Source organism: Sorangium sp. KYC3313 (assembly GCF_052075895.1).
GTDB lineage: Bacteria > Myxococcota_A > Polyangia > Polyangiales > Polyangiaceae > Sorangium > Sorangium cellulosum_B.
In genome coordinates this window covers 10,982,719-10,994,868 of record NZ_CP197255.1, presented here as the reverse complement: position 1 = coordinate 10,994,868, position 12,150 = coordinate 10,982,719, and the positions used below count along the sequence as shown (strand labels likewise).

Annotated in this window: 11 protein-coding genes; 6 read left to right on the top strand and 5 right to left on the bottom strand. The window is 71.0% G+C overall.

Translation table 11 applies throughout. The annotated features are described in order from the left end of the window. Positions 1-16 precede the first annotated feature (16 nt). The 6 genes from ACSRUE_RS41820 (at position 17) to ACSRUE_RS41795 (ending at position 6,562) form a co-directional block, all read left to right on the top strand. Complete coding sequence (locus ACSRUE_RS41820; RefSeq protein WP_441288435.1) at positions 17-1,438, top strand: hypothetical protein; 1,422 nt, start codon at positions 17-19, stop codon at positions 1,436-1,438. A 256-nt stretch (positions 1,439-1,694) separates the two neighbouring features. Next, the gene (locus ACSRUE_RS41815; protein ID WP_441288434.1) at positions 1,695-2,681 is read left to right on the top strand and encodes an ABC transporter substrate-binding protein; all 987 of its coding nucleotides are present in this window, start codon (positions 1,695-1,697) and stop codon (positions 2,679-2,681) included. 64 nt (positions 2,682-2,745) lie between these two features. Further along, positions 2,746-3,633, top strand: coding sequence for an ABC transporter permease (locus tag ACSRUE_RS41810; RefSeq protein ID WP_441288433.1), 888 nt, complete (start codon positions 2,746-2,748; stop codon positions 3,631-3,633). After that, positions 3,630-4,412, top strand: a complete 783-nt coding sequence (locus ACSRUE_RS41805) for an ABC transporter permease (RefSeq protein ID WP_441288432.1) — start codon at positions 3,630-3,632, stop codon at positions 4,410-4,412. Before ACSRUE_RS41810 ends, ACSRUE_RS41805 begins: the two co-directional genes overlap by 4 nt. An 81-nt stretch (positions 4,413-4,493) precedes the next feature. Next, the gene (locus ACSRUE_RS41800) at positions 4,494-5,249 is read left to right on the top strand and encodes an ABC transporter ATP-binding protein (RefSeq protein ID WP_441288431.1); all 756 of its coding nucleotides are present in this window, start codon (positions 4,494-4,496) and stop codon (positions 5,247-5,249) included. A 152-nt stretch (positions 5,250-5,401) separates the two neighbouring features. Next, the gene (locus tag ACSRUE_RS41795) at positions 5,402-6,562 is read left to right on the top strand and encodes a sigma-54 interaction domain-containing protein (RefSeq protein WP_441293188.1); all 1,161 of its coding nucleotides are present in this window, start codon (positions 5,402-5,404) and stop codon (positions 6,560-6,562) included. A 219-nt stretch (positions 6,563-6,781) separates the two neighbouring features. Here ACSRUE_RS41795 and ACSRUE_RS41790 read toward each other — a convergent pair whose 3' ends face one another. From ACSRUE_RS41790 to ACSRUE_RS41770, 5 genes are all read right to left on the bottom strand, one after another. Further along, on the bottom strand, positions 6,782-7,240 hold the full coding sequence (locus ACSRUE_RS41790; protein WP_441288430.1) for a thioredoxin family protein: 459 nt from the start codon (positions 7,238-7,240) through the stop codon (positions 6,782-6,784). A gap of 119 nt (positions 7,241-7,359) precedes the next feature. Beyond that, positions 7,360-7,818 carry an SRPBCC family protein gene (locus tag ACSRUE_RS41785; RefSeq protein ID WP_441288429.1) on the bottom strand — a complete coding sequence of 153 codons (459 nt, stop codon included), beginning with the start codon at positions 7,816-7,818 and terminating at the stop codon, positions 7,360-7,362. Between the two features lie 82 nt (positions 7,819-7,900). Beyond that, positions 7,901-8,704: a phosphatase PAP2 family protein gene (locus tag ACSRUE_RS41780; RefSeq protein ID WP_441288428.1), complete on the bottom strand. Its 804-nt coding sequence runs from the start codon at positions 8,702-8,704 to the stop codon at positions 7,901-7,903. After that, positions 8,701-10,338 carry a M16 family metallopeptidase gene (locus ACSRUE_RS41775; RefSeq protein ID WP_441288427.1) on the bottom strand — a complete coding sequence of 546 codons (1,638 nt, stop codon included), beginning with the start codon at positions 10,336-10,338 and terminating at the stop codon, positions 8,701-8,703. Before ACSRUE_RS41775 ends, ACSRUE_RS41780 begins: the two co-directional genes overlap by 4 nt. A 10-nt stretch (positions 10,339-10,348) precedes the next feature. Further along, entirely contained in the window at positions 10,349-12,097 is a 1,749-nt protein-coding gene (locus ACSRUE_RS41770; RefSeq protein WP_441288426.1) for a M16 family metallopeptidase, read from the bottom strand. Positions 12,098-12,150: the final 53 nt, after the last annotated feature.

Sequence of the window (12,150 nt, the reverse complement as noted above, 5' to 3'; positions counted from 1 at the left end):
CCCTCTGGATCCATTCATGCGTTTGCTCGACCGCTCAAGAACCGCCATCTCATCGATCCTCGCGACGACCGTCGTCCTTTGCGTGACGCAGGCGAGCGCGCAGAACCCGCCCGGCAGAGCCCAGGGCGAGCGTCCCGCGCCTGCGCCTGCCGGCGCGCCGGACCCCGGCACCCCGCCCGCGGGCGACGCAGCCGCGGAGGCCTTCGTCGAGCCCGATCCCAACGCCGTCACGCGGGACGACCTGCAAGGGCTCGTCACCGACCTCGAGAACTTCAAGTTCCAGTGGCAGCGAGAGCGCGACCTCCACACCGCCCTCTCGACCCGCTCGCTCCTCGTCGGCGGCGTCATCCAGGCGCGCATCGGATGGGCGGAGCAGCCGGTGAACACGGCGACCTCGAACGATCGCAAGGTGACGTTCGACACGGGCGCCGCGACCCTCACGTTCAATGGCATCCTCTACAAGGACTACGAGGAAGGCCGCAACCTGACCTACTCGGTGCGCTTCGGCGCCTCGCCCCAGCAGGCGAGCAACAACAGCTTCCTCAACCTGCTGGACGCCCAGCTGGCGTACTCCGTGCTCCCCACCCTCGCCCCCGAGGACTGGGTCCTGCAGGTCACCCTGGGCCAGCAGCTCCTGCCCTTCGGGCTGGAGGTCCCCGCGAGCGAGGAGCTGAAGCCGGTGATCACCAACGCGCAGTTCACGACGAAGCTCGGCCTGAACCGGCGCGACCTCGGGCTCATCGTCCGCGGCGACGTGCTGCCGCAGGTGGACTACGGCTACAACTACCGGGCGCCCCTCCTCGCCTACGCGATCGGCATCGTCAACGGGAGCGGGCCGAACACGCCCGACGACAACAGCGAGAAGGACATCATCGGCCGCCTCGCGTTCACCGTGCCGTCCGACTACAACTCCATCCTCCGCCAGATCACGCTCGGCGGGAGCGCGTACGTCGGCTGGCAGAACACGTTCCTCAAGGACGAGAAGAAGACGCTGTCCGGCAAGGGCGTCAAGCGCCGCTTCGGCGGCGACATCTACTACAACCACTATCCGATCGGCGTCACCTACGAGTTCATCTACGGCCAGGACGACGTGACGCTCGGGACGACGGCGGAGGACCCCCGGAAGACGAGGCAAACCAGCCTGTCGCACGTGGCGACCTTCTTCTACAACTGGGGCGAGCAGTTCCTGAGGGGCTACCGCAACCAGGGCCGCTACGACGACTGGTGGCCGAAGACCTACCAGCCGTTCCTCCGCGTCGACCTCTTCGACCCCAGCACCGAGGTGAAGGAGAACCGGGTCGACGTCTACACGCTCGGCTTCAACGTCTTCTTCGCGGAGACGACGAAGTTCCAGCTCAACGTCAACCGCCGAGACGACCGCACGAGCACCGAGGGGGCCAAGCACGAGGTACTAACCCAACTCCAAGGCGCCTTCTAGAGGGGGGCTCGCCCGCTTCGGATACGGGCCCACCTCGGCGTTTTCGGTGCTCGGCGTACGTGAGTACGCCTGCGCGCCGAAAACGCCGATCTGGGCCCGTCTCCTGTGCGGGCGAGCCCCCCTCTGGCGGCGGTATGCAGCGAATTAGGAGAAGAGATTCATGAGACGAGCTTTGGTTTTGGTGCAGATACTGGTTGTGGTGATTTTGACGTTGTCGGCGCATGGGGCGCGGGCGGAGGCGCCTAGCGTTATCCGGGTGGCATTTGCGGGGGTGGGGATCGGGAACCGGCCGTTCGTCGGCGGTAGCAGCCTGAGCGTGGTGCACGCGCGGGGGCTCCTGGAGGAGGAGTTCAAGAAGGACAACATCAAGATCGAGTGGTTCTTCTTCAAGGGGGCCGGGCCCGCCGTCAACGAGGCGTACGCGAACCGGCTGCTCGACTTCGCGCTCCAGGGAGACCTGCCGTCGAGCATCGGCAGAGCAGGGGGGCTCAAGACGAAGCTCCTCGCGGGGGTGTCGACGAGGCAGCACACGTACCTGGCCGTCCCGTCGGACTCGTCGATCGCGTCGCTCGCGGACCTCAAGGGGAAGAAGGTCGCCCTCTTCAAGGGCACGAACCTCCAGCTCGCTGTCAACAAGATCCTCGCGGGGAGCGGGCTGTCGGAGCGCGATCTGCGGATCCTCAACATGGACGGCGCGACCGCGAAGGCGGCGCTGGCGACGAGGGACATCGACGCCGCCTTCGGCGGGTACGACCTGCTCACGCTCCAGGATCAGGGGGTCGCCAAGATCGTCTACTCGACGAAGAACGACTCGCCCGCCTACCTGCGGCACGCCCACCTGATCGTCACCGAGGACTTCGCGAACAAATATCCCGACATCACGAGGCGCGTCGTCAAGGTCGTCGTGCAGGCCGCCCACTGGATCGCGCAGAACGAGGCCAACCCGGCGCCGATCTACCAGCTCTGGTCCAAGTCGGGGGTGCCGTACTCGAACTTCAAGGCGGACCAGACGGGCGACTCGCTCAAGGTGCGCGCGAGCCCGCTGTTCGATGAATACCTGATCTCCCGCTACAAGGCGGCCGTCGCCGACGCGAAGCGGTTCGGCCTGATCAGGAACACCTTCGACGTCGACTCCTGGATCGATCTGCGGTTCCTGAACGCGGCCCTGAAGGAGCTGAACCTCGAGGGCTACTGGCCCGAGTTCGACGTGAACGGGAAGGTCAAGCACCCCGGGAGGCCATGAGAGGAGAGCGCGCGGCGAAGGAGCCTAGCGCAGGGCGGAACGCCACGAGAGAAAGGCAACCAAGATGACGCAGCAGGGAATTCAAGAGAGCCGGACCCAGGCCGGCTACAAGCTCGCGGCGCCCGACGTGGCGCTGCCCGCGGGCGGCGCCTCCCGGCTCCTGTCGCGGAAGGTGGGCAACGTCGCCGTGGGGCTCGTCTTCCCGGCGGCGCTCTTCCTCGCGTGGAGCTACGCCTCGCAGCGCGAGCTGATCCCGGCGCAGATCCTGCCGGCGCCAGGGCTCGTCGTGCAGACGCTGACCGAGCTCGCGAGCTCGGGCGATCTGCACACGAACATCGCCATCAGCCTCGGTCGCGTCCTCGGCGGCTTCGCCGCGGGCGGCGCGGCGGGCCTCGCGCTCGGCATCGCGATGGGGCTCTCGCGGCGGATCGAGGAGCACGTCCACCCGCTCTTCAAGGCGCTCGCGCAGGTCCCCGCGCTCGCGTGGCTGCCGCTGGTCATGATGGTGGCGGGGATCGGCGAGTCGCTCAAGCTGATCCTCATCGCGCAGGCGAGCCTCATCCCCGTGGCGATCAACACGTTCGAGGGCATCAAGAACGTGCCGAGATCGTACATCGAGGTGGCCCGGGTCTTCCGCTTCAGCCATGCTCAGCTGCTCCGGAAGGTCGTGCTCCCCGCCGCGGTGCCGTCCATCGCCGTCGGCGTCCGTTACGGCCTGACGCAAGCGTGGCTGTCGCTCGTCACGGTCGAGCTCCTGGCCTCGTCCGAGGGCGTCGGGTTCCTGATCGTCTGGGGCCGCCAGCTGTTCCAGCTCGACGTGGTGCTCGCGGCGATCCTCGTCGTGGGGATCGTCGGGCTCGTGCTCGACAAGGGGCTCGAGGCGATCGAGGCGCGCCTCCTCCGCTGGCGGCGCGCCGCCCTGGTACACCTCACCGAAGAACACCTACGATGAGCGCCATCACCCATGCTCTGATCCAGCCGCGGCTGCGGCGCGGCCTGGTCCTGCCCGTCCTGCTGTTCGTCGCGTGGCTCGTTGTCTGCCGCTACGAGCTCGCCAACACCCGCATCCTGGTCCCGCCGCTCGCGGTCTGGAAGGCCGCGAGCGCGCTGCACGAGAGCGGCGATCTCTGGGCACACCTGCGCGCCAGCCTCGTCCGGGATCTCCTTGGGCTCGTGCTCGGGATCGTCGCGGGCGGCGCCGTCGGCGGTCTGCTCGCCGTCTCGCGCACCGCCGACAAGCTGTTCTCACCGAGCTTCCACGCGGCGAAGCAGGTCGCGCTGTTCGCGTGGATCCCGCTCATGTCGGTGTGGCTCGGCGTGGGCGAGCAGGCGAAGATCGCCTTCATCGCGCTCTCCGCCTTCTACCCGGTCGTCGTGAACACCTATGAAGGCGTGCGCAGCGTCGGTGTCGAGCACATCGAGGTGGCGCGGGTGCTCCGCTTCTCGCGGTGGCAGATCCTCCGCAAGGTCATCCTGCCGTCCGCCGCGCCGTCGCTCTTCGCGGGCGTGCACCAGGGGCTCATCTACGCGTGGCTCGGCACGCTCGGGGCCGAGTACCTGCTCGAGCCCGCCCCCGGGATCGGCACCCTGATGGTGGACGGGCGCGAGCGCTTCGCCATGGATGTCGTGCTGGTCGGGCTGATCGTGTCCGGCCTCGTGGGCTTCGGCCTGAACGCGCTGGCCAAGGCCGCGGAAGACCGCCTGTTGCGATGGCGCGTCCCCGGCGTGTGAACGTCGTCAGCGTCGTCAACGTCTGCTTCCGTCTGCTTCCGTCTGATTCCGTCTGATTCCGTCTGCTTCGAGGAGGAACTCATGGGCTCGCCTGGAGTCATCAACATTCGCGATGTCAGCAAGAAGTACGTGGTCAAGGACAAGCCCCTGGAGGTCCTCCGGGGGATCGGGCTGACCATTCACCCCGGCGAGTTCATCAGCATCGTGGGCACGAGCGGTTGCGGTAAATCGACGCTCCTCCGGCTCCTCGTCGGGCTGGACGGCGACTACGAGGGCGACCTCCTCATCGGCGGCGCGCGCGTCGAGGGGACGAGCCTCGATCGGGGCATCGTCTTCCAGGAGCACCGGCTCTTCCCCTGGCTGACCATCGAGCAGAACGTCGCGCTCGGGCTCGAGAGCTCGGCGTGGACGCACGCCGAGAAGGCCCGCGCGGTCGACGAGCACCTCGAGCTCGTGGGCCTGTCCGGGTTCAAGTGGGCGTACCCGCACCAGCTCTCCGGCGGGATGGCCCAGCGGGCGGCGATCGCGCGAGGGCTGGTCAACCGGCCGGGCATCCTGCTGCTCGACGAGCCGTTCGGCGCGCTCGACGCGCTGACCCGCGCGAAGCTGCAGCAGGAGCTCCAGCGCATCTGGCAGGAAGAGAAGATCACCATGATCCTCGTCACGCACGACGTCGAGGAGGCGGTGTTCCTCGGCGATCGCGTCGTCGTGCTCGAGCCGCGGCCCGGGAGGATCAAGCGCGTCGTCCCCGTCAGCGCGCCGCGCCCGAGGTCCCGCACCGATCACGAGATCAAGGCCCTCGTCGACGAGGTGCGCGGCTACCTCCTCGAGGCCTAGCGCGACGGATCGAGGCGCAGCGTGACGGAAGGCCCGAAGCCACCTGGGACAGCCGGTGAGGCCGCGCCAGAGAAAGATCTCTGGCGCACGGCAGGTTCATCCGTTATAATGGATGAACCATCCGCTATTATGGTGAGTGAAGCCCGATGACGATGCCCTTGCTCACGCTTCCGAACACGAGCTCGCCGGCCCTTTCCGTGCGCGCCAAGGCGCTTGTCTTCCAGGATCCACGCTCGCAGGCGATCCTCGAGCGGATCGGGCAGCTCTCGCCGAGCGACGTGACGTTGCTCGTGACGGGGGAGACCGGCACGGGCAAGGAGATCGTGGCCCGTCACATCCACGCGTTGAGCCACCGGCGGGGGCGGCCCTTCGTGGCGGTCAATTGCGGCGCCTGGTCGGAGTCGCTCGTCGAGAGCGAGCTGTTCGGCCACGAGAAGGGCGCCTTCACGGGGGCGACGACCTCGAAGGCCGGGTGGTTCGAGGCGGCGGACGGCGGGACGCTGTTCCTCGACGAGATCGGGGATCTGTCGCTGCCGCTCCAGGTCAAGCTGCTCCGCGTGCTGCAGGAGCGCGAGGTGGTGCGGCTCGGCTCGCGCCAGCCGATCCCCATCGACGTGCGGCTCATCGCGGCGACCAACGTGAACCTGGAGGAGGCGGTGATCGCGCGGAAGTTCCGCGAGGATCTCTTCTACCGGCTCAACGTGGCGACGCTGGCGCTCCCGCCGCTGCGCGAGCGGCCGGGCGACATCCTCCCGCTGGCGCGCTACTTCCTCGATCTCTACGCGCACCGGCTCGGCTCGGGGCCGGCCGTGCTCACGGCGGAGGCGACGGCGCGGCTCCTCGGGCACCCGTGGCCCGGGAACATCCGGGAGATCGAGAACGCAATGCACCACGCGCTCCTGGTCTGCAAAGGCCAGGAGGTCACCCCGGCGGATCTGCGCCTCACGGCGCTCCTGCCGAAGGCCGGGGCGAGCGTTCCTCCGCCGGAGCAGGGCGCGACGGACGCCGTGTCCCAGGTCAGGCCGACGCCGCAGGCGACGGCGCTGGAGGGCGCGCTGCTCGCGCTGTTCGAGCAGAACCTGCCGAACCTGCACGAGCAGATCGAGGAGACGATCATCCGGACGGCGTACCGCTACTGCGATCGCAACCAGCTCCAGACGGCGAGGCTGCTCGGCATCAGCCGGAACATCGTGCGCGCGCGGCTCGCGCAGTTCGGAGAGCTGGCGCGCTACCGGGCGTCGCGCGGCGGGGCGGCCGCCGCGTTCGGGCGAGGGGAGGCGAGCACCGCGCCGCGCGCCCCGGGGACGACCTGAGCGTGCGCTGAGCGAGGGGCGTCAGCTCGGCTGTGCGGGGCGCGGCGGGCGCGGTGAGGCGAGCGAGGCCGGCGGGGGCGCCTCAGGAGCGCGACGGGGAGGCCGGCCGGGGGCGACCCGGCGTGCGGGGGCGAGCCCTCGACCAGGCGCGTCGCGTCACCCGCTCTTCTCGGCTCCCAGCTCCCCAGCTCCGCTCCCTCCAGGGCCCGCAGCGCGGGCTCAAGCGTGGCTCGCGCGCGTGGAGGGCTGTCCGGCCTTGGCCTCGATCCAGCGCTCCAGATCGGCGCGCGAGGTCACGCCGCTGCGGCGATCGAGCTCTCGCCCTCCGCTGAAGAGCACGAAGGTGGGCACCCCCTGGATGCGCCGGCGCCCGGCTTCCGCCGGATCGGCGTCGGTGTCGAGCTTGAGGACCAGCACCTTGCCCGCATTCCTGCGGCCGAGCTCGTCGAGGGCCGGCGCGACGACTCGGCACGGGCCGCACCAGGTGGCCCAGTAGTCGACAAGGACGGGGACAGGAGAGCTCGCAATCGCCTGTTCGAGCGCGGCCCCGTCCACCGGCTGCGGAGCGCCCGTCGTGTCGAGGTGGGCCTTGCAGCGGCCACAGACCGGTCGATCCTTGATCCGCTGGTCCGCGACCCGGTTGATCGAGCCGCAACGGCCGCAACGGTAGATAGCCATGCTCCTTCTCCTTGCCGTCGCCGCGTGCCGCGGCATTGCGAGCAACTTGGGTCCGGCGTGAGCCTTGGCAACCAGGGGGCGCGTGAGCCGCGCGGCGGACGCGGCTGTCGGCGGGCGGGCTATCGCGGCGGGGCTTCGCAGGCCCGTCGCGTCACCTCGTGGCGGTAGTCGAACATCCGCTCCAGCTTGCGCCGGACGAAGAGGCCGCCGCCGAGCCGGCCGATCGCGCCGAGCGGGAGCTCGTACTCCACGCGGTCCGTGAGGTAGCAGCCGCCCGAGCCGTCGGGGTCCATGCGGTGCGTGTGCACCCAGCGCTTGAACGGCCCGCTGCGCTGCGTGTCCTGGAACATCCGGCCCCGCTCGTACTGCGTGTGTTCCGCGACCCAGCGCAGCGGGACAGGGCCGACGCGCGTCTCCACGACCACGCGCGCGCCGACGAGGATGCCACCGGCCTTCTCCAGCACGCGCGCGTGCTCCCAGGGGGGCGTGAGGCGCTCGAGGGCGTCAGGCTCCTCGTGGAAGGCGAAGACCCGCTCGGGGGGCGCGGCGATGCGCGTGCGCTTCTCGAAGGTGGGCATGCGCGAGCATGGATCGCGTCGCGCCCCTCTTCGAGGAGCGCACGCGCATCACTGCCGCTCCTGGCGGCCTCCCGACGTGGCGTCAGAACGCCCACGACCAGGTGACCGCTGCCGGCTCGGGGGGCGGGCCGGGCAGCGTGCCTGCCGCGTACCTGGCCTCGCTCGGCTGGATCGGGTGGACGGCCGCGATCGCGAAGCCCGTCACGTGGCCCAGGATCATGCCGGCGCCGACGTCCTGCCACGAGTGCGCGCCGGCGCCGATCCGCAGCGCCATCGTCACCACCGTGGCCGCCTCGGCGAGGGCGAGCGCGCCGAGGCGCGGCGCGGCGTCGCCGGTCGTGCGCAGCGCGAGGTTCAGGCGCGCGCCCGCGACGGCGGCCACCGGGGTCGTGTGACCCGAGGGGAAGGCGTCGAAATCGAGGTCGGTCTCGCCGCACCGATCGGTCCGCCACGAGCGCGGCCGGCACCGGCCCGACAGGCGCTTGATCACGTTCGAGAGGCCGGTCGACAGCGCCGCCGCCTCGACCTCGATGAGCGATGTCCTGAGCGCCCGCGCGTAGGGGCGGGGGACGCCGGCGCCCGCGAGGTAGCTGCCCTCGAGGGCGTACCCGCCGCCGAGGAGGAGCAGCGTGCCCACCGCGGCGCCGGTGATGTCGCTGGCGAGGCCGATCGCGTCGTTGCGCTCCTCGCTCGAGGCGGCGCCCCACCCGGAGCGCCGCTGGGGGAGCAGGTACGTCGCGAGCGACGCGGTGCAGGCCGCGGCGAGGGCCGCCTCGCCGCCCGGCGTGCCGAACGCCCAGTCCGGGGCCGCCGGCCCCGCCTGCGCGGCGGCGGGCGCGCTCCACGCCAGCGCGCACACGCAGGCGAGCGGCGCGCCGTACTTCACGGCTTCTTCGCTGCGGGGGGCGCGGCAGGCTGCGCGGGCGCAGCGGGCTTCGCAGCCTGGGGCGCGGCGGGCGCCGCCGGCTTGCCGGGCGCCGCCGGCTTGCCGGGCGCCGCCGCCGGTCCGGCCGCCACGCCTGGCGCCTTCTGCACGATGACCTCACCGAGCTGCAACGCCGAGAGCTGCTCTCCGACAGCGCCGGCGTCGCCCACCAGGACGACCCGGAGCTGCTCGGGCACGAGGTACTTCTGCGCGACCCGCTGCACGTCCGCGGGCGTGATCCGCTGGAGCCTCGCCGGTCGCGTCGCGTACTCGTCGAGCGGCAGATCGTAGACCGCGAGGCCCGCGATCGTCGACGCGGTCGCGTCCGCCGTCTCGAAGCGCGCCGGCAGCTGGCGGATGAGGTTCGCCTTGGCGTCCGCGAGCTCCTCGTTCGTGACGGGCTCCCTCCGCATCCGGTCGATCTCCGCGAAGATCTCGCTCACGGCGGGGCCCGTGTTCTCGCGCACGATGGCGCCGCCCGCGGAGAACGGTCCCGCTCCGTGGCGCATGTCGAAGCCGGAGCGCGCGCCGTAGGTGTAGGCGTGCTTCTCGCGCAGGTTCAGGTTGAGCCGGCTCGAGAACTGCCCGCCGAGGAGGGTGTTCATCACGAGCAGCGCGTCGTAGTCCGCCGTCGCGCGCGGCACGCCCGGAAGCGCCACCGTCACGGTCGACTGCGTGAGCCCTGGCCGGTCGACGACAACGACGCGCGGCGCGCCCGCGGCGATCGCCGGCGGATCGGCGGGGATCGCCGCCTTGGCGGGGGCGGGCGGCGCCGAGGCCGGGCCCTTCCAGGCGCCGAAGACCCGCTCCACCTCCTTCACCGCGTCGGCCTTGGTGATGTCCCCGGCGATGGCGACGGTCGTCAGCTCCGGCCGGAACTGCGCGGCGTGGAACTTCGCCAGGGCGCCCGCCGTGATCTTCTTCAGCGCCGCCTCGGTGCCGATCAGCGGCGCGTTGTACGGGTGGCCCTCGGGGTAGAGGACCCGGGCCTGGGCGATGGAGAGGAGCGACGCGGGGCGATCGTTCATCTCGGCGAGCTGGGTGATGCGGCGCGACCGCTCGCGCTCGATCTCCGCCGGCGCGAAGGCCGGGTTCATGTACGCGTCGCCGAGCAGCGTGAGCATCTCGCCGAACCGCGGCGTCACGCTCTGGCCCTGCACTCCGCCGCCGTCGAAGCCGACCGCGGACCAGAAGCTCGCGCCGAGCTTGCCGAGCGCGTCGCTGAGCGAGAGCGCGCTGCGGGTCTTGGTGCCCTGCATGAGCATCGCGCCCGCGAACGCGCCGACGGCCGGCTCGGCCTGGTCGGCGCCGCGGACGGTCGTCACGTCCACGGCCACGATCGGCAGCTCGTGCCGCTCCACGACGAGGACGCGGATCCCGTTCGCGAGCTTCGCCTCCTCGATCCGCGGCGGCTGGAAGACCACCTCCGGCCCGGTGGGAGGCGGCGATTTGCGGAAGTCGTCCGCCGGCGCGGCGGCGGGCGGCGCCGCGGCGGGGCGCTGCGCGCTGGGCGGCGCCGGGGGCGGCGTCGACGTGACCGGAGCGCAGGCGGCGAGCGCCACGGCTGCGAGCGAGGCGGAGACGGTTCGTTTCATGCGCATGGGCTCAACCCCCCTTCGGCGCGGCCGGGCCGGCCGCAGGCTTGTCGACCGCGGGCTTGTCGCCAGCGGGCTTCATGATGGCCGGCGCGGCCGCCGGCTTTTCGGTTGCCGGCGCGGCCGCGGGCTTCGCGCCCGCCGGCGCGGCCGCGGGCGCCGCGACCGCGGGCTTCACGCTCGCCGCTGCCGACGGCGCCGCGGTGGTGGGCTTCGCGCCCGCCGCCGCGGGCGTCGCCGCCCCGGTCTGCTTCACGAGGCGCCCGGCCTTCGGGGCGCCCGGCTTCGGCGTGACGAGGGCGATCACGCGCCTGCCCTGGGGCAGGAGATCCGCGGTCGCCTTCTGCAGGTCGGCGGCGGTGGCCTTCTCGTACCTGGCCACGTCCTTCGGGAAGTACCCCGGATCGCCGGTGAGCTGGTTGTAGTTGTTGATGGCGTTCGCGCGGGCCGTCACCTGCTCCATGCTGAAGACCAGCTCCGAGAGCACCTTGGCCTGGGCCCTGTCGTGCTCGTCCTGCGTCGGCGGCGCCTTGCGCAGCCGCTCGAGCTCGGCGTCGATGAGCTTCAGGGCCTGCTCGGGCGACTTGCCCTTCTTCAGCGTCGCCGTGATCTGGAAGGTGCTGGCGAGCTGGCTCGATTGCTGGAACGCGAAGACGTCCTGCGCGATCTGGAGATCGTACACGAGCTTCTTGTAGAGGCGGCTCGTCTTGCCCGAGGCGAGGACGTTGGCGACGAGGTCGAGCTCGGCGTCGCCGGGCGCGAAGCTCGGCGGCGTCACCCAGCTGATCGTCACGCGGGGCAGCTCGACGTCCGCCTCGATGTCGAGGCGCTTCTCGGTCGCGAGGTCGCCGGGGTCGGGCCTCGTCGCCACGGGCGGCGGGGCGCCCTTCGCGATGGGGCCGAAGTACTTCTGGATGAGCTCCTTCGCCCGGCGGCGATCGATGTCGCCCGCCACGACGAGGGTCGCGTTGTTGGGCACGTAGAACGTCCGGAAGAAGGCCTTCACGTCGTCCATCTGCGCCGCGTCGAGATCCTCCGGCGTGCCGATGGTCAGCAGGTGGTAGGGGTGGCCCTCCGGGAACAGGGCCGCGCGGAGGAACTGCGGCACGAGGCCGTAGGGCGCGTTCTCGTAGTTCTGGCGGCGCTCGTTCTTCACGACACTGCGCTGGCTCGTGAAGGTCGCGTCGTTCGCGTGGTCGAGCAGCCACCCCATCCGGTCGCTCTCCAGCCAGAGCACCAGCGCGAGCTCGTTGGCGGGGACGGTCTCGAAGTAGTTGGTGCGGTCGGTGTTCGTCGTCCCGTTGCGATCGCTCGCGCCGGCCCGCTCCAGGTACTTGAAGAACATGTCCTCGCCCACGTGCTTCGAGCCCTGGAACATGACGTGCTCGAACAGGTGCGCGAAGCCGTTCTTCCCCCGCGGCTCGTCCTTGGAGCCGACGTGGTACCAGAGGTTGACGGCCACGACGGGCGTGCGGTGATCCTCGTGCAGGACCACCTCGAGCCCGTTCTCCAGCGTGTACTTCTCGACCGGGATCGCGACGCTCACGCTGGTCGCCGCCGCCGCAGGCGGAGCCGCCGGCGCGACCGGCGCCGCCGCCGCGGGCTTGGCCGCAGGTTGAGCCGCCGCAGGCTGCGCCGGCGCTGCGGCCGGGGGCGCGGCGTAGGCGGGCAACGTCAGGCCGAGCGCGGCGACGAGCGCGCTGGACAGGGACGAGAGCGCCCGGAGGCGCGTCCGTTCGGACCGATGGTGGGCTCGCATGGGCGCGGTTTTAGCGCAGATTGCCCGAGGTCGAGCGCAAACTTCGCTCGTGG